We start from the raw sequence: 16,399 nt of genomic DNA, 5'->3' as shown, positions 1-16,399 counted from the left end.
CGGGCCGACCGTGCCCGCCGGTGCGACCGGCTGATCCGGTCAACGATGCGTCGCGTCAATCGAGCCGGAACGCGGCCTCGAAGCGCTCGGCGAATGCGTCGAACTCGGCTTCCGGCAGATGGTTGATGCCGCCTGCGCGCTTGCGCCCGCCGCCCGTCGCGAAGCCGCGGCAAAACTCGTCCGCGCCGAGCGGCCGGCCGTCGGGCACGCGCACGCTGACGACGAGCCCGCCGCCGGCACGCGGCGACAGCACCGCGAGTGCCGCATGCGGCGCATTGCGCATCCGCTCGTTCGCGAGCATGCCGGTCGCGCGCCGCGCCCACGGATGATCGGGCATCCGGACCAGCGTCGCCCCCGGCACCTCGCGCAGCGGCGCAAGTGCGCACGCACGCGCCATGTCGTCGCGGTAACCGTCGCGCAGCGCGACGAACACGGCCGTCTCGCGCACGAAATCGAGTGGAGCGACGCACGGCAGCATCGCGTCCGCGAGTGCCGCCGGATCGAAGTGCAGATCGCCGACGCAGTCGCCGTACGCGTTGTAGTTCAGATAGCGCCCGAGTTCGGCGAGCACGCAACGCTCGGCTTCGTCGATCGCATGCTCGCGTGCCAGTGCGTCTCCGAGCGCCGGCAGTTCGTCGCCATAGGCCGCGACGATCGCCCAGCGCACGTACCGGCCGCCGAGATAGCGGTTCACGATCGCGCTCGTGCAGACGTCGGCCGCCGTGTCGATATGCGCGTCGAAGCGCGGATGGTCGGGCAGATCGCCCGCGAAGTGATGGTCGAAGTAACGAACTGTCGCGCCGTCGCGCAGCAGCCGCACGCACGCGTCGCGGTTCTGGTCGTGCGACACATCGAGCGCGGTGACGATGTCGCCCGACCGTGCGTCGATCCGCTCGAGCAGCCTGACGTCGCGCTTCACGCCGGTGACGAGCGTGCCGCGCACGCGTTCGGCGAGCCGCAGTTGCTGAAGCGCGCACAGGCCGTCCGCGTCGCCGTTGAACGCGAAGACGTGCCGCGCGTGCTGATTGTCCCGCATGATCCGTTGCTCCATCGTCGAGCCATGAAATCGCCGCCGTTCGCGCGGCGGCGTGAGCGCCGAGTTCGCGCGCCCGGTATTTTGCCGCAACCGCGAGCGCTCCTTCGATACAGCGTAGCCGCGCTCCCCGTCAAACGGCTTGCGGGTCCGTTGCATGTCGATCGTCACGATCGCGCCGCGCAGTTGCCGTTTCATGTGCGGCACGATTTCCTGCATAAGCGCCGTCGCGCGAAACACGCGCGTATCGCGCACTGCACCGTCGAGGTCGGGTTTCTCCACCGGCACCGGAAACGCACCGTCCACGAATGTGCCGCGTCGACCGCGAGTGCCACGCCGAGCATGGCCCACTCCCGGACTATGGTCGGCGCGCTGCCATTTCATGTCATACGTCATCAGACATGAAGAAGTATCCGACAGGGCTCATGAAATTACCCAATACCCGGGAAATTTTCGGGTAAACCCGTGACGTCTTCGTCGGCGCTCAGGCGTACCATGTCATACGACGACATACTACATGGACCGTCACCCGGATACCGACGCGGGCCACCGCCCCGTCCACCGCCGCCCGACCGGAGACACACTTGAACCCGCCCTCGCCCGCCCTGCCCGGACGCGACCCGCTCGCGTCCGCCGTATCGAAAGTGAAGTGGCACGTGCTGCCGCTCGTGCTGATCATGTTCATCGCGAACTACATCGACCGCGTGAACGTCGGCTTCGTCGATCGCCACCTCGAGGCGTCGATCGGCATCGGCGCGGCCGCATACGGCCTCGGCGCCGGGCTGTTCTTCGTCGGCTACGCGCTGTTCGAGGTGCCGTCGAACCTGCTGATGCAGCGCTACGGCGCGCGCATCTGGCTGGCCCGGATCATGGCGACGTGGGGCATCGTCGCGGCCGCGATGGCGTTCGTGTGGAACGACACGTCGTTCTACGCGCTGCGCTTCCTGCTCGGCGCGGCCGAGGCCGGCTTCTTCCCCGGCGTCGTGCTGTACCTGTCGCAATGGCTGCCGCCGCAGGAGCGCGGCAAGGCGATGGCGATCTTCCTCGGCGGGTCCGCGTTCGCGTCGGTGCTGTCCGGGCCCGTCACCGGCGCGCTGCTGTCGATCCGCGGTTTCGGCCTCGAAGGCTGGCAATGGATGTTCCTGATCGAAGGGCTGTTCTCGGTCGCGCTGTGCGGCGCGAGCTGGCTGCTGCTGAAATCGCACATCCGCGACGCGACGTGGCTCACGGCCGAAGAACGCACGGCGCTCCAGAACGCGCTCGACGACGAGCGCGCGACGCGCGACGTCCGCTCGAACGTGCCGGTGCGCGCCACCGCGCTGCTGCGCGACCCGCAGATCATGCTGTTCTGCTTCCTGTATTTCTCGATCCAGCTGACGATCTACGCGGCCACGTTCTGGTTGCCGACGATCATCCGCAAGATGGGCGGGCTCACCGATTTCCAGGTTGGCCTGTACAACACGATTCCGTGGATGATCGCGATCGGCGCGATGTACGGCTTCGCGGTGCTGTCGTCGAAGTGGAAGCATCCGCAGCGCTGGCTCGCGGTTGCGCTGGTGCTCGCCGCGTGCGGGCTGTTCGCGTCGACGTCGCACGATCCGGTATGGTCGTTCGCGTCGATCTGCTTCGCCGCGCTCGGCTTCAAGGCCGCATCGTCGCTGTTCTGGCCGATCCCGCAGGGCTATCTCGACACGCGCGTGGCCGCGGCCGTGATCGCGCTGATCAACTCGGTCGGCAACCTTGGCGGCTTCGTCGCACCGACGGCGTTCGGCTATCTGAAGCAACATACGGGTTCGATCACGGGCGGGCTGTATGCGCTCGCGATCGCTTCGCTCGTCGCTGCAGTCGCCGCGCTGTTCGCGCGCACGCACCGGCGCAGCGATCCGCCGCGCGGCCTGCCGGCCGACGCGTCCTTCACGAACGCTTCGATGCTCCGCCATGCCGAACACTGACCGCCTGACCGTCGTCGTCTCGAATGCCGCCGACGGCGACCTCGCCACCTTCTCGCTCGCGGCCGACGGCTCGCTTGCGCCGCTCACCCGGTACCCGGCCGCCGACGTCGCGATGCCGATCGCCGTGCCGGCCGACCGGGCGCGGCTCTACGTTGCGACGCGCGGCGAGCAACCGACGATCGTCGCGTTCCGCGTCGTGCCGGCCACCGGCGCGCTCGTGCGCATCGGCACGACCGCGATCGACGCGAGCCATGCTTACCTGTCGCTCGACCACAGCGGCCGCTGGCTGCTCGGCGCGTCGTACGGCGGGAATTCGCTGAGCCTCTACGACGCCGCGCGCGTGCGCGACGGCGACGGCACGCCGCTGCAGGTCACGGGCGGGATCGCGAACGCGCACGCGGTGATCGTGTCGCCGGACAACCGTTTCGCGTACGTCAGCTCGCTCGGCTCGGATCGCGTGTTCAGCTTCGCGCTCGTCGAGGACGCCGCCGGCCTGCATGCGCACGAACACGGCGAAACGCGCGTGCCGGCCGGGTTCGGCCCGCGTCACCTGAGATTCGCGGATGACGGCCGCACGCTCGTCGTCGTCAGCGAATTCCAGGCCACGCTCGCGACGTTCGCGCGCGACCCTGAAACCGGCCGGCTCGGCGAAGCGCACGTGAGCGCGCGCCATCCGGCCGTCGCCGAACTCGCGCAAGGCCATGCTCGGCCGCCGGCGCCTGCCGAGCCGTCCGTCTGGGCCGCCGACCTGCACCTGACGCCCGACGAGCGTTTCGCGTATGTCAGCGAACGCACGTCGAGCCGCCTGCTCTGCTATCGCCGCAGCGAGGACGGCACGTTCGAACCCGCGCACGCAACCGCCACCGAGACGCAGCCGCGAGGGTTCGCAATCGACCCGTCGGGGCGCTGGCTCGTCGCCTGCGGCGAACAGTCGGAATATGTGTCCGTGTATGCGATCGCGCCGGACGACGGCGCGCTGTCGTCGCACGCGCGCGTGCCGGGCGGGCGCGGTGCGAACTGGGTCGCGATCGTCTGAAACAGTGATGCGCGGGGCATGCTTCGGCAGGTCCGTGCCTGCCCGTGTTCAGCGCCGCTCGCTCGGCGCGACGCCCGTCCAGCGCTTGAACGCACGCGTGAAATTGGCGCGATCCGTATAGCCGACGCGCGCGGCGATCTCGTCGACCGGCAGCCGCGTGCCTTCGAGCAGCCGCAGCGCGTCGCGCAACCGAATCTCGTCGAGCAGCGTCGAATAGGTTGCGCCGTACTCGGCGAGCTTGCGCTTGAGCGTGCGCGCCGACACATGCAGCTCGCGCGCGACCTCATCGACCGACGGATAGCCGCCCTCGCCGCAGATCAGCAGGTTGCGCACGCGCTCGACGATGCTTTCCGCATAGCCGAGCCGCGCGAGTTCGGCCTCGCACTGCTGCACGATCATCTGCGCGGTATGCGCGTTCGCGGTACCGATCGGCTCGTCGAGCAGCGCGGCGTCGCAGCGGATGCGGTTCGCGCTCGCGTCGAAATGGCAGCGCGGCAGGCGCGCGCGATAGCGCTCGAACCACGGCGGTTCGGGCCATTCGAAATGGAGTTCGGCACGCGACTGCAGCGTGCGCCCGGGCACCGGATACAGCAGCGAGTTGAACAGGATCGCCGTCTCGACCAGGAAGTTCTCGACCGCGAACTGCCGCAGCCGGCCAAGCGGAAACGCTTCGAACACGTCGATGTCGACGATCCCGTCGAGTTGCGCGAGCCGCACCGAAAAGAACGGCACGCGCGTCGGCAGATAGCGGATACCGAGCGAGATCGCCTCGCCGAGCGTCGCGCAGCTCATCAGCCCGAAGCCGATCAGTCCCGCTTTCGTCAGGCTGCTGCGCAGGCCGATCTCGATCGCGATCGACGGGTCGTCCGTCGCGTCGAGCAGGTTGAACACGATCGCCGCCTGCTGCAGCGGCGTGATGCGCGCATCGGGCTGCGCGAGCCGGTCGCGCTCGACGCCCGAGCCGGCCAGCACGCGAGCGCCGTCGATCCCGCGCTCCTCGGCCAGCATCAGCATGAACAGCGCATACGCGGACGACACCGTCGCCTTGTTCAGCTGGCGCGCGGCATCCGGGACGGACAGGGCCATGCGGCGGACTCCGAAGCGGTTTCGGCGGATTGTAGCGTCGCTGGCCCGCAATGACACCGGAGCGAGACTCTAGCCGCGCCGGCAGGCCATCGTGGCCCGAAATGACACCACCATTGGCACCCGCGGCCCTCGCGTGCGGTCCGGTGCACGCCTATGCTTGTCACATCGGCATTGCGCCCCACCCTTTCCGCAGGAATCCCGGTCGATGAGCCAACCCGCACGAACCGCCTTTCGCAACGACGCGGACAAGGTCGCGTACGTCCGCCGCGAGGTCAACGCCGCGAGCGACGCGATCCGCGCGCGTTTTCCGCTGCTCGACAACCAGAACCTCGTCGGCGCGACCGTGATGGCCGTCTCGGTGAGCGCGATGCTCGCGATCGCCTGGCTCTATGCACGCGGTGGGATCGCGTGGTACGTCGCGCTCCCGCTCGCAGCGTTCGTCACGTCGCTGATCCACGAGCTCGAGCACGACCTGATCCACCTGATGTACTTCAAGAGGACGCCGTGGGTCTATCACCTGATGATGGCGCTGTGCTGGCTCACGCGGCCCGGCACGATCAACCCGTGGACGCGGCGGCGCATGCACCTGCATCACCACAAGGTGTCGGGCGGCGAATCGGATCTCGAGGAATTCGGCATCACGAACGGCGAGCGCTGGGGCGTGAAGCGGCTGCTGATGATCGCGGACGGCATGCTCGCCGTCGTGCTGCGGCCCACTGCGATGCGCCGCAAGGTGAAGCAGTATGTGGCCGCGCAGCCGGTGCAGGATCCGGCCGAGCGCCTCCAGTTGCGCGTCGAACAGGTGTCGTCGTACATGCCGGTCGGTCACGTGTACTACGTGCTGTGGCATGCGTTCATCGTCTATCACGCCGGCCTGTTCGCGCTGCATGCGTTCGGCTACCCGGTGACGGTGCCGGCCGTCGTCGAGCGCGTGATGAGCGTCGTCGATTTCCTGGCCGTGGTGTGGCTCGGGCCGAACTTCGTGCGCAGCTTCTGCATCAACTTCGTCAGCTCGAACATGCATTACTTCGGCGACATCGACTCGCGCAACGTGATCCAGCAGACGCAGGTGCTCAACCCGTGGTGGATGCTGCCGTTCCAGCTGTTCTGCTTCAACTTCGGCAGCACGCATGCGATCCATCACTTCGTGGTGCGCGATCCGTTCTACATCCGCCAGCTGACCGCGCGCACCGCGCATGCGGCGCTGCGTGAAGTCGGCGTTCGCTTCAACGACGTCGGCACGTTCGCGCGCGCGAATCGCTGGGGCGGTTATCGTCCGGCGCGCGGTACGCGCCAGGCTCCGGCCGACGCGTAACGCATCGCCTCAACCGCCGATCGGCGGCATCGGCCCTTGCCCGCGGATCCACGACCAGTTCGCGAGTTCGGCCATTTCCTTGTCGCCACGGCTGTCGCCATACGCGAACAGCTGTTTCGGCGGCCGGTTGCCCCACCACCCGCGCAGCCGCACGACCTTCTGCGGCCCCCAGCAATTCTCGCCGTCGAGCCGACCGGCGAAGGTGCCGCGCTCGAACGCCAGCCGCGTCGCGAGCACCGCATCGAAGCCGGCCGTCTTCGCCCACTTCTCCAGATACAGCGACGGCGACGCGCTCACCAGCACGACTTCGTGCCCGCGTGCCCGATGCTCGCGGACGCGTTCGAGCATTTCCGGGCGCACGAGGCTCGGCAGATAGGTGTCGACGAACGTGCGCGCCTGCGCATCGAGCGCGTCTTCACGCACCGGCCCGAACGCGAACGATGCGAACTTCGCCTTCGCGTCGCCGCGCGACAGCAGCCCGGCCTTCATCGCGACGATCCACGGCAGCGCGCGCAACCCGGCCCACGCGAAGCGCGGCGTGCCGACCGCATAACGGACGAAATGGCGAAAGCTGTCGGTCGTCGTGATGGTGCCGTCGAAATCGAATGCGGCAACGATGCGGTCAGTCATGGAGAATCGGCGGGAAAGCGATGAGATGCCCCGGAAGATAACAGACTCGCGCCGGTGCACGTGAAATGGCGTGACGCGCGGCGTGGCCTGCGCAGCGAACAGGCGCGTCGTAGCGCGCACGTTCGTGCCCTTCGTTCCTCTCGCGCCGCGCCCTTAGCGCTGCGGCCGCGCCGCCAACGCCGCCGGCAGCACGACGTTCATCAGGTGATCGGCGCGCGACAGCAGATCGGTCACGCGCTCGTCGAGCCCGCGTAATTGCGCGGGTTGCATGCGGATCTGCTGCACGGCCTGCCCGACGATGTTGCGGCGGTCGAACAGCGTGCGCTCGACACCTGCATCATCCGGCGCGCGCACGACGTCCGACACCGCGCTCAGCGCCGCGAGCACGACCACGAGGTTTTCTTCCGCATGGCGGACCTTCGCGGCGAGTTCCTCGGTACGGCGCGGGAAGAAACCGAGCGACTGCTTGAGCGCCCCGATCGCCGCACGGTAGTCGACATGGCCCGTCGCCGCGCCGAACCAGCGTTCGAACATCCCGGCCTTGCGCGTCGCCTGCGCGAGCATGCCGGCCATCATGTCGGCAGCACCGAGTTCGTTGAATTCACGCGTCGTGGCCGCGACGGCTTCGACGAGGTTGCCCGCCGTCTCCAGCGCGCCGTCGCCGATCGTCGCAACCGTCGCGAGCTTCAGCGGCACCAGTTGCCGGATATGCCGCTCGATGCGCGGCGCGTAGTCGGGATAAAGATTCGGAAAGCTGGCCTGCGCGGCGCGGAAGCACGCTTCGAGTTGCGGATGGTTCGATTCACCGAACACCGCGCGGCCGACTGCATCGGCCGGCGCCGTGCGCACGGCCTGACCGGGCGCCGGCACAGGCGCGGGCCCGAAGTCGAGCGCCTGCGGCGCCGGCCGCTCGGGCCCGCGCGCAACCGGCGCCGCGGCCGCGGGCGGCGCGTCGAACGCAAGACGCCCGGGCGTGCGCTCGGGCGTCGTATCGAACTCGAGCCGCTTCGGCTCGTCGGACGGATTCGTCATCGCTGCTTTCCGCCCGGCGCGGCGGTATCCCGCCGGCCGGGCTGCCGCCAGTCAGACCGCGCCGCCGTACGCGCGCACGAAGTCGCCCAGGCCGCGGTTGTAGCCGGCGCCGACCGCCTTGAACATGAAGTGGCCGTCGCGGCGATAGAAGCTGCCGACCTGCACCGACGTCTCCATCGAGAAGTCTTCCTCGAGCGCGTACTTCGCGATCACCGCGCCCGACACTTCATCGGCGATCTGGATGTAGCTGTTGCGCACCTGGCCGAAATTCTGGCGGCGCGCTTCGGCCTGGTCGATCGTCACCACCACCGAGATTTCCTCGACGTCGGCCGCGAGCTTCGTCATGTCGATGAAGATCACCTCGTCGTCGCCGTCGCCGCTGCCCGTGCGGTTGTCGCCGCTATGCACGACACCCAGGCACTTCGACGCGGGCATCCCGCGCTTCGGGAAATCGTCGCCCGGCTGGATGAAGGTGTCCTTGCGCTCCATCGTACGCACTTCGCTGTTGTAGAACACGAAGTGCTGATCCGAGATCAGCTTCGGATTGCTCTGCGCGTCGTACTTGCACAGGAACACCGACACGTCGAGATCGAAGTCCGTACCCGTGTCCGTCGCGTTCGCGTCCCAACCGAGACCGATGCGGAACTTCTGCGTGCCGGGCGCTTCCTTCGACAGGTTGACGCGACCGCCTTTCGACAAATTGATCATCTGAACCTCTTCTACTGGAACCGCCGTTGTGCCGGCGGCAATGCCGGGCCGCCCTGCGCGGCCCCTCGTTGATGGTGTTCGACCCGAACGTGACGCGAGGTCACTCGCCCGCCACGGCAGTCCGGTCTTCCTTGCGTTGCACGACGATCGACGACCACACGGCCGCGGCGATCATTGCCGCACCGACCAGGCCGGTGATGACCTCGGGCACCTCGAACTTCACGCCGAGGAACATGATCGTCGCGAGCGCACCGATCGCCCAGAAGGCGCCGTGTTCGAGGTAACGGTATTGCGCGAGCGTGCCCTTCTTCAGCAGCACGAGCGTCATTTCCCGGATATAGGCCGCACCGACGCCAAGGCCCAGCGCGATCAGGAAGATGTTGTTCGACAGCGCGAATGCGCCGATCACGCCATCGAAGCTGAACGACGAATCGAGCACTTCGAGATACATGAAACCGGCGACGCCTTCGCGCACCACGCGCGTCCCCGTCTCCTCGCCGCCGATCAGGTCGCCGATGCCGTGCGCGATCACGAAGCTGATCACGCCAAACGCCCCCGCGAGCAGGAAGGCCACCTGCTCGACCGCCGGCACGTACAGCGACGCGACGATGATGATGGCGAGCGTCAGCGCCACTTCCAGCGCCGTGATGCGGCCGAGGTGGCTCATCGGGCCTTCCAGGAAGCCGATCCAGTGCTCGTCCTTCTCGGTGTCGAGCATGAACTTGAAGAACACCATCAGCAGGAATGCGCCGCCGAATGCGGATACCTGGTGATGCGCGGACGTGAGGATCGACGCGTACTGCTCCGGCGACTCGATCGCGAGCTTCAGCGCGTCCCACATGCCGATGTGGCCGATCACCGCGACGATCAGCAGCGGGAACACGAGCCGCATGCCGAACACCGCGACCGGCAGGCCGAACACCATGAAGCGGTTGCGCCACTTCTCAGACCAGTTCTTGAGCACCGAGGCGTTGACGACCGCGTTGTCAAGCGACAACGAGATTTCGAGCACCGACAGGACCGCGACGATCAGCATGTCCTTCACGCCGCCGAGGAGATAGGCCGCGATCAGCGCGAGCACCGTGAGCGACAACGGGATCTTGAAGTCTTTCAACATGATGGGGGTAATCGAGTTCGGGATAAAAGGCGTGCGGGCTGCGCTTACTTCGCGCGCACCCAGTCGCAGAATTCCTGCGTGATCAGTTGTTCGTAGATCTGTTCGTCGCTGACGTCGAGCGATTCGAGATGCAGGAAGCCGACGTTCGGCATCTCGTCCGCGACTTCCGCGAGGAAGCCGAATTCACTCGGATCGCCGACGCCGACGAGCGACCAGTACAGCGGGTAGTGCTGCGACTCGGCGAGCAGCTGGCGCACGCGCTTGCGGTCGTTCTTCGGGTTCTGGCCGTCGGTGACGAACAGCACCCATGCGGGCAGGTGGCCGTTGACCGGCGCGGAAGCCGCCGGCGCCGGCGCCGGCGTCTCGTCCGCTCCGCCGAACAGCCGGCTCAGGAAGCCGCGCTTCGCTTCGCGCTTCGGCGACGGCTCCGGCGCACGGAAGAAGAAGTCGACGATGTCGTTCATCACCGGCGCGTACTGCGTGCCGCCCCACTTGTCGATCCGCGCTTCGAGCACGTGATCGGAGATGTACGAGCCGTAGTTGTCCGGCGTTGCGGTCGGCAGGCGGTCGTAGCCTTCGGTGAAGGTCCACGTATCGACTTCGCCGTTGTCGTCGAACTTCAATGCGATGCCGAGAATCCGGTCGTGCGTGTCCTGGATCACGCCCGACTGGTACAGCGGCTTCGCCGAGCCGGAGATGTCGAGCGCCGCGCCGACGCGCACGACGGGCGGCTTCAGGATCTGGCGTTTTTCGAGGACGATCGCGACCTTCGCCGCGCGTTTCTCAAGCGTAATCATGCGGTGTTCTCTCGGTTCTTTCAGTTGTGCTTCGGAGCGAATCGGGTGATCAGGTCCTGTTCGAGCTGGCGCAGGCGCGGCGCGTCCTGCTCGCGCTGGCGGCGGCCGTCGGCGATGATCTGCGTGATGTCGTCGAACGCGCCGAACAGCTGCTGCTGCGCATATTCGAACGTGTCGGTCGAGATCACCGGGCGCTGGCCCAGCTTCGCGACTTCCTGCGCGTTCTGGCGGTTCAGGTCGGCCTGCGCGCGGATCGCCTCGTCGGCCGCGTCGTACGTCGCATTCGCGAGCGCCGCCGCGCGCTTCGTGCTGAGCTGTTCGAGGTAGAGCGCGAACGCGTTGGTCCACGCGGGGATCAGCACGGTCTTGATCGTCATGAACTTCGACGTCAGCGTGCGTTTCTGGTCCTGCTCCATCCGGATCTGCGGCGCGAGCTGCTTCGACATCAGCATCGCGCGGTCGAGGTCGTCGAGCTTGCTTTCGAGCGCGTCGACCTTGCGCTTCACGTCGAGCAGGCGCTGTGCGGCAAACGCGTCGTCCACCGGCTGCTGGCCGGCCGAGAGATGCGCACGCAGCGCCGCGAGCGCCGTCTCGCCGTGCGCCTTCGACTGCGCGAGCTCCTGGTGCAGCGCGTAGTTGTCGTTGTACATCCGCTCGAGCTCGTCGATGCCGGCCTTCTGGCGCTGCGCATGGTTCTCGAGCTCGACGACGAGCGTATCCATCCGCTTGCTCACCGACTCGTATTGCGACAGCAGCTTCTCCTTGGTCGAGCGGAACAGCCGCGTGACCTGCGTGAGCAGCCCGCCCTTGTCGGCGCCGCGCGGGTCGAGCCCCTTCGCGGTCGCGATCAGTTCGTTGAGCTTGTCGCCGAACTGGTCGGCGTCCGACGCGCGGACGCTGGCGAGAATCTGCTGGGAGAAAGCCGCGATCCGCGTGCCCTGCGTCGCGCCGAGCTGGTCGATCTCGTCGACGGTGATCAGGCGGACGTTCTCCGCCGCGCGTGCTGCCGGCATGGCGACGGCGGCGGCAGGCACTGTGACGGGTGACGAAGACGGGGTGGAAGGACGATCGCTGACCGCATCGGAGTTCTTGTCGTCGAATAGCGGCTTCATGTGGCTACCACGTTTCCTTTTCTGCTTTCTGCTGCGTGTTGTCATGCGCGCGAAGCGCGCATCCGCGATTGCCGTCGTGCTCTCTCACGGGCGGCAGACGGACAATAAATGGCTCGAGCGCCTTGCGTCAAGGGAATGAATTCTTTCAATTACCATTCATTTTGTAATGTGATGGATCGAAACGAAGCCCGGCCGCCGCCGTTCCTGCCGCGACGCAGGCGGCCCACGCAAGATTCAAACACGTCGAAACTTACATGTCTGATCAATGCGAAAGATAAATGAAACCCGATGTTCCGGCGGGCTTCCGACGGCGTACATGCGTGGGCGGGACGCACGCAAATGCCGGTCGCTCGTTATCGAGGCTGCACGTAATTCATCCCGAGCCGAGGCAGGATGAACGGAACCGATCGGTCACGAATCGTGAAATCCCACCGTCCTTCGATGCCCACGAACGTCGCGCTGAAATGCCGGTCGTCGGCCCACGTCATGGCGTCCAGATGGCACGACGTGTACATCGCGCCGACCGTGCGCTGTGCGAGTGCCTTCAGCGGATCCTTCGACACGAGCGTGAACGTGATGGCCTCCTCGAACAGGCAGTCGTAGTCGGTGACGAGCAGATAGGCGTCCGGCGTCTCGAACTGGCGTAGCAGTACATAGCCGGAAACGGTGAGGCCGCAACGTTTGCCGTTCACGCGCGCATGCGTGCGCGACGGCCACGTTTCATACGGCCCGTCGTGCGTCTCGAGCGTGAAGCGCTCGATCGGCTTCATCGCCGGGCCGGTTGGCGACGGGTATGTTCCCGAAGCATCGCCGCGTCAGTTCGCGGCCTTGCGATACAGCGCGACGTAGCCCGCGAGCATCAACAGCAGCGACCCGCTGACCCGGTTCAGCCACTTCTCCCCCGCGGCCTTCCACACGCGCACCGAATGCACGCCGAGCAGTGCATAGCCGGTCATCCCGACGACGTCGATCGCAACGATCGTCGCCGCGAGGATCGCGTACTGCGGCGCGATCGCGTGCGACCGGTCGACGAACTGCGGCAGCAGCGCGGACATGAACAGGTAGTACTTCGGGTTGCTCATCGCGACGAAAAAGCTCTTCAGGAACGCGGTCCGGCGATCGGGCGTCGCGTGATCGAGCGCCTGCGCAGCGGCGGAACCGCCGGACGGCAGCAGCATCCGCACGCCGACATAGGCAAGCCATGCCGCGCCGGCCAGCTTCAGCGTGATGAATGCCGTTTCCGACGCGTCGAGCAGCATCCCGAGGCCGCACCCGACCAGCGCAACGAGCACGACATCGGCCGTGACGGCACCCAGCATGCCGACCATCGCGTGACGCAATCCGTACCGCGAGCCGTTGCTCATCGCGAGCAACACGGTCGGACCGGGCGTCGCGACGCCGACGGACAGGATCAGGGCAAAAGCGAGCAAGGCGGACAGCGACATGGCGCGGCGTTCCCGTTGAACGAAGGGCTGAAAATGCAGGCGGACGGAGCATGATCGCACGACGGCGCGACCGCCCGCTCAACGGTTGCCTGGCGGGCCGCCGCCCCCGCGACCCGTCCGATTTGCATGGATCGTCGGACGGAGTGGCGGATTGCCGCCAGAGTTTGCTATACTCTCGGTCTTCCGGAGAGATGGATGAGTGGTTTAAGTCGCACGCCTGGAAAGCGTGTATAGGTTAATCGCCTATCGGGGGTTCGAATCCCCCTCTCTCCGCCAGAATGCATGAAGCCCCTTGATCCCCCGGATTAAGGGGCTTTTCTTTTTACCGCGCCGTCACGCGCCGGGTCCTCCCGCGGCGCCCCGCGTCACGGATGCCGGATGTAATCCACCAGCGCCCGCGTATATTCATCCGGCTTCCGGTCAAACAGACTCACGACGATCGCCACCGCGAACCCCGCCGGCACCCCGAACACCCCCGAACTGATCGGCTCGATCCCGAACCACGTGCGGCCCGCGAACCCCGTCAGTTGCGTGAAGTACGGATACGTCGACACGATGTAGTACACGCACACCGTCAATCCCGTCACCATCCCCGCGATCGCGCCACGCGTCGTCGTGCGCTTCCAGAACACGCCGAGCACGAGCACCGGAAAGAAGCTCGAGGCCGCCAGCGAGAACGCGGCACCGACGAGAAACAGGATCTTCCCGGTATTGAGCGATGCGACATACGACGCGAACAGCGCGACCCCGAGCAGCAGCACCTTAGAGATCGTCACGCGCCGCTGGCTCGACGCATCGGGCGCGACCATGCAGTAGTAAACGTCGTGCGACAGCGCGTTCGCAATCGTCAGCAGCAACCCGTCCGCCGTCGACAGCGCCGCGGCAAGCGCACCGGCCGCGATCAGCCCCGATACGACATACGGCAGCCCGGCGATCTCCGGCGCGGCCAGCACGACCATGTCCGGCTGCATCTGGATTTCCGACCAGTGCACGATGCCGTCGCGAATCACCTCGACGACGCTGATCAGGTCGGGCTCGAAGTGATGCCATTGCGTGACCCACGCCGGCAATTCGGCGAACGGCCGCCCGACGAGGTTCGCGAGGATCTCGTACTTGATCAGCACCGCGAGCACCGGCACGCTCAGGTAGAACAGCGCGATGAAGAACAAGGTCCACCCGACCGAGCGCCGCGCCGACGCGACGGACGTGGTCGTGTTGTAGCGCGTCAGGATGTGCGGCAGGCTCGCCGTACCCAACGAAAGGCACAGCAGCAGCGCAAGGAAATTCCGCTCGCGCGGCTTGCGTTCGTCGTCGCTCGCAGCGGGAAACGGCTCGTGCATCGGCACGGGCGGCTCGGCCCGCGCCAACAGATCGTCGCGGATCTGCGTCCACGCGACACGCGCCGCCGCCGGATCGCGCGGGAAATCGGCCAGTTCGCGCTCGCGCTGGCTGATCTCGCGCAGCGGCCCGTTGTGGCGCCGCAGGTCCGCAAGCTGGTCGACGAGATGCCGGCGCGCATCCGCATAGGACGCCGGCAGCCGGTCGAGCCGCGTCTGGATATCCGCGGCTTGCCGGCGATACGCGTCACGCACCTGCTGCTCGTCGCGCGCATCGCGCACCTGCGCCTCACGCGCCGCGACGCGCTCCATCAGCTTGCCGTAATTGAACTGCGGCACGGGGCCGAGCCCGTTCTTCATCGCGATCAGCGACACCGGGATCAGGATCGCGCTGATCAGGATGATGTACTGCGCGACCTGGGTCCACGTGACCGCGCGCATTCCGCCGAGGAACGAGCACACGAGAATGCCCGCGAGCCCGCAGAAGATCCCGATCGCGAAATCGACGCCGATGAAGCGCGTCGCGATCAGGCCGATCCCCTGGATCTGCGCGACCAGGTACACGAACGAACACAGGATCGCCGCGCCGGCCGCCAGCGCACGCACGGCCGTGCTCGAAAAGCGCGTGCCGAGAAAATCGGGAATCGTGTAACGCGCGAGCTTGCGCACATACGGCGCGAGCAGGAACGCGACGAGGCAGAACCCGCCCGTCCAGCCCATCACGTAGGCGAGCGCATCGTAGCCGGTCGCGTAGAGCGATCCGGCCAGGCCGATGAACGATGCGGCCGACAGCCAGTCGGCCGCGGTCGCCATCCCGTTGAAGGCAGACGGCACGCGCCGCCCGGCCACGTAGTATTCGACGAGATCGGACGTGCGCGACAGCAGCCCAATCACCGCATAGACGGCGATCGGCACGAACAGGAACACGTAGCCGATCCAGACGCCGGAGCCGGTGGCCCGCTCGATCCGCCACATCAGCAGCACGAACCCGAGGAACCCGAGCGTGTAGAGCGCATAGGCGCGGATCAGTCGGCGCGTCAGCATGAATCAGCGCCCGCCGTTCGCAAGGCCGGCGCGTGCCGCATGATCGTCGTACGCACGGCGCAGCGTGCGGTCCGCGCGCTGCATCAAGCCGATGTAGACGACGATCAGCACGAGGTACACGAGAATCGCGCCCTGCGCGCCGACGTAGAACGGCAGGCTGAACCCGGCGAATCGGATCCCTGCGAGCGCGGGCCCGAAGAACGGCACGATGAACGATACCGAAAAGCCGATCACCATCAGCACCGCGATCAGCGCGACGTTGAAGCGCCAGTAGCGTGCGTGGGCACGCGCGAGCGGCTCGGGAACGGGAGGTGGCGCGGCAGGCGCGGGACGGGTCGGAACGGTCATGCCGTTATGTAACAAAAAGCCCCTGCGCGGGCAATCGGGATTGCCGCGCAGGGGCTCGTGCGCGTGATGCGCAACCGGTACGATCAGCGCACTTCGGCGAGCTGCTCGAGGATGGCCGGATTCTCGAGCGTGGACGTGTCCTGCGTGATCGCTTCACCCTTCGCGAGCGAACGCAGCAGGCGCCGCATGATCTTGCCCGAGCGCGTCTTCGGCAGGTTGTCGCCGAAGCGGATGTCCTTCGGCTTCGCGATCGGCCCGATCTGCTTGCCGACCCAGTCGCGCAGCGTCTTCGCCAGCGCCGCCGCTTCCTCGCCTTCCGGACGCGAACGCTTCAGCACCACGAACGCGACCACCGCTTCGCCCGTCGTATCGTCCGGACGGCCGACCACGGCGGCTTCAGCCACGAG

At 66.9% G+C, this 16,399-nt stretch carries 15 protein-coding genes, 1 tRNA gene and 1 pseudogene; 4 read left to right on the top strand and 13 right to left on the bottom strand.

What is annotated here, in order from left to right; genetic code table 11:
- Positions 1 to 55: 55 nt before the first annotated feature.
- Positions 56 to 1,036, bottom strand: coding sequence for an acetyltransferase (locus FFS49_RS22030; RefSeq protein ID WP_105819008.1), 981 nt, complete (start codon positions 1,034 to 1,036; stop codon positions 56 to 58).
- 581 nt (positions 1,037 to 1,617) lie between these two features.
- On the opposite strand from FFS49_RS22030, the gene FFS49_RS22020 reads away from it, so the two are divergent.
- Together FFS49_RS22020 and FFS49_RS22015 are read left to right on the top strand one after the other, a co-directional pair.
- Positions 1,618 to 2,985: an MFS transporter gene (locus FFS49_RS22020; protein WP_071333537.1), complete on the top strand. Its 1,368-nt coding sequence runs from the start codon at positions 1,618 to 1,620 to the stop codon at positions 2,983 to 2,985.
- A complete protein-coding gene (locus tag FFS49_RS22015) occupies positions 2,972 to 4,021 on the top strand; it encodes a beta-propeller fold lactonase family protein (protein ID WP_105816178.1) in 1,050 nt (349 codons plus the stop codon). Before FFS49_RS22020 ends, FFS49_RS22015 begins: the two co-directional genes overlap by 14 nt.
- A 48-nt stretch (positions 4,022 to 4,069) precedes the next feature.
- Here FFS49_RS22015 and FFS49_RS22010 read toward each other — a convergent pair whose 3' ends face one another.
- Complete coding sequence (locus tag FFS49_RS22010; protein ID WP_105816177.1) at positions 4,070 to 5,107, bottom strand: AraC family transcriptional regulator; 1,038 nt, start codon at positions 5,105 to 5,107, stop codon at positions 4,070 to 4,072.
- A gap of 205 nt (positions 5,108 to 5,312) precedes the next feature.
- Here FFS49_RS22010 and FFS49_RS22005 point away from each other — a divergent pair, with 205 nt between their 5' ends.
- Positions 5,313 to 6,422, top strand: a complete 1,110-nt coding sequence (locus tag FFS49_RS22005; protein WP_105816176.1) for a fatty acid desaturase — start codon at positions 5,313 to 5,315, stop codon at positions 6,420 to 6,422.
- Positions 6,423 to 6,431: 9 nt separating this feature from the next.
- Here the strand turns inward: FFS49_RS22005 and FFS49_RS22000 are convergent, their stop codons facing one another.
- From FFS49_RS22000 to FFS49_RS21965, 8 genes are all read right to left on the bottom strand, one after another.
- Positions 6,432 to 7,052 (bottom strand): HAD family hydrolase, encoded by a 621-nt coding sequence (locus tag FFS49_RS22000; RefSeq protein ID WP_105816175.1) that lies wholly within the window; start codon positions 7,050 to 7,052, stop codon positions 6,432 to 6,434.
- A 153-nt stretch (positions 7,053 to 7,205) separates the two neighbouring features.
- Positions 7,206 to 8,084 carry a hypothetical protein gene (locus FFS49_RS21995; RefSeq protein WP_105816174.1) on the bottom strand — a complete coding sequence of 293 codons (879 nt, stop codon included), beginning with the start codon at positions 8,082 to 8,084 and terminating at the stop codon, positions 7,206 to 7,208.
- Between the two features lie 51 nt (positions 8,085 to 8,135).
- Complete coding sequence (locus FFS49_RS21990) at positions 8,136 to 8,792, bottom strand: TerD family protein (protein WP_039369378.1); 657 nt, start codon at positions 8,790 to 8,792, stop codon at positions 8,136 to 8,138.
- 100 nt (positions 8,793 to 8,892) lie between these two features.
- Positions 8,893 to 9,909 (bottom strand): DUF475 domain-containing protein, encoded by a 1,017-nt coding sequence (locus FFS49_RS21985; protein ID WP_039369381.1) that lies wholly within the window; start codon positions 9,907 to 9,909, stop codon positions 8,893 to 8,895.
- 44 nt (positions 9,910 to 9,953) lie between these two features.
- Positions 9,954 to 10,706: a VWA domain-containing protein gene (locus FFS49_RS21980; RefSeq protein ID WP_105816173.1), complete on the bottom strand. Its 753-nt coding sequence runs from the start codon at positions 10,704 to 10,706 to the stop codon at positions 9,954 to 9,956.
- Positions 10,707 to 10,726: 20 nt separating this feature from the next.
- Positions 10,727 to 11,818, bottom strand: a complete 1,092-nt coding sequence (locus tag FFS49_RS21975; RefSeq protein ID WP_105816172.1) for a toxic anion resistance protein — start codon at positions 11,816 to 11,818, stop codon at positions 10,727 to 10,729.
- Between the two features lie 353 nt (positions 11,819 to 12,171).
- A complete protein-coding gene (locus FFS49_RS21970) occupies positions 12,172 to 12,588 on the bottom strand; it encodes a hypothetical protein (RefSeq protein ID WP_105816171.1) in 417 nt (138 codons plus the stop codon).
- Positions 12,589 to 12,633: 45 nt separating this feature from the next.
- A complete protein-coding gene (locus FFS49_RS21965; protein ID WP_105816170.1) occupies positions 12,634 to 13,263 on the bottom strand; it encodes a LysE family translocator in 630 nt (209 codons plus the stop codon).
- Between the two features lie 185 nt (positions 13,264 to 13,448).
- Between FFS49_RS21965 and FFS49_RS21960 the strand changes: the two genes are divergently transcribed.
- Positions 13,449 to 13,539: transfer RNA gene (locus FFS49_RS21960), tRNA-Ser, on the top strand.
- Positions 13,540 to 13,628: 89 nt separating this feature from the next.
- On the opposite strand, the gene FFS49_RS21955 is transcribed toward FFS49_RS21960, so the two are convergent.
- From FFS49_RS21955 to FFS49_RS21945, 3 genes and pseudogenes are all read right to left on the bottom strand, one after another.
- On the bottom strand, positions 13,629 to 15,644 hold the full coding sequence (locus tag FFS49_RS21955; RefSeq protein ID WP_039369397.1) for a sodium:solute symporter family protein: 2,016 nt from the start codon (positions 15,642 to 15,644) through the stop codon (positions 13,629 to 13,631).
- 3 nt (positions 15,645 to 15,647) lie between these two features.
- Complete coding sequence (locus FFS49_RS21950; protein ID WP_105816169.1) at positions 15,648 to 15,992, bottom strand: DUF4212 domain-containing protein; 345 nt, start codon at positions 15,990 to 15,992, stop codon at positions 15,648 to 15,650.
- An 83-nt stretch (positions 15,993 to 16,075) separates the two neighbouring features.
- Positions 16,076 to 16,399, bottom strand: a pseudogene (locus tag FFS49_RS21945) (acetyl-coenzyme A synthetase); the annotation flags it as partial.

The organism is Burkholderia sp. 4NA327C6, from assembly GCF_005502655.1.
GTDB lineage: Bacteria > Pseudomonadota > Gammaproteobacteria > Burkholderiales > Burkholderiaceae > Burkholderia > Burkholderia contaminans.
This window is presented reverse-complemented; position numbering and strand designations above follow the sequence as displayed.

Coding starts and splice junctions, on each gene's coding strand:
- FFS49_RS22030 (WP_105819008.1), bottom strand. CDS start 1,036: ATGCGGGACAATCAGCACGCGCGGCACGTCTTCGCGTTCAACGGCGAC.
- FFS49_RS22015 (WP_105816178.1), top strand. CDS start 2,972: ATGCCGAACACTGACCGCCTGACCGTCGTCGTCTCGAATGCCGCCGAC.
- FFS49_RS22010 (WP_105816177.1), bottom strand. CDS start 5,107: ATGGCCCTGTCCGTCCCGGATGCCGCGCGCCAGCTGAACAAGGCGACG.
- FFS49_RS22005 (WP_105816176.1), top strand. CDS start 5,313: ATGAGCCAACCCGCACGAACCGCCTTTCGCAACGACGCGGACAAGGTC.
- FFS49_RS22000 (WP_105816175.1), bottom strand. CDS start 7,052: ATGACTGACCGCATCGTTGCCGCATTCGATTTCGACGGCACCATCACG.
- FFS49_RS21995 (WP_105816174.1), bottom strand. CDS start 8,084: ATGACGAATCCGTCCGACGAGCCGAAGCGGCTCGAGTTCGATACGACG.
- FFS49_RS21990 (WP_039369378.1), bottom strand. CDS start 8,792: ATGATCAATTTGTCGAAAGGCGGTCGCGTCAACCTGTCGAAGGAAGCG.
- FFS49_RS21985 (WP_039369381.1), bottom strand. CDS start 9,909: ATGTTGAAAGACTTCAAGATCCCGTTGTCGCTCACGGTGCTCGCGCTG.
- FFS49_RS21980 (WP_105816173.1), bottom strand. CDS start 10,706: ATGATTACGCTTGAGAAACGCGCGGCGAAGGTCGCGATCGTCCTCGAA.
- FFS49_RS21975 (WP_105816172.1), bottom strand. CDS start 11,818: ATGAAGCCGCTATTCGACGACAAGAACTCCGATGCGGTCAGCGATCGT.
- FFS49_RS21970 (WP_105816171.1), bottom strand. CDS start 12,588: ATGAAGCCGATCGAGCGCTTCACGCTCGAGACGCACGACGGGCCGTAT.
- FFS49_RS21965 (WP_105816170.1), bottom strand. CDS start 13,263: ATGTCGCTGTCCGCCTTGCTCGCTTTTGCCCTGATCCTGTCCGTCGGC.
- FFS49_RS21955 (WP_039369397.1), bottom strand. CDS start 15,644: ATGCTGACGCGCCGACTGATCCGCGCCTATGCGCTCTACACGCTCGGG.
- FFS49_RS21950 (WP_105816169.1), bottom strand. CDS start 15,992: ATGACCGTTCCGACCCGTCCCGCGCCTGCCGCGCCACCTCCCGTTCCC.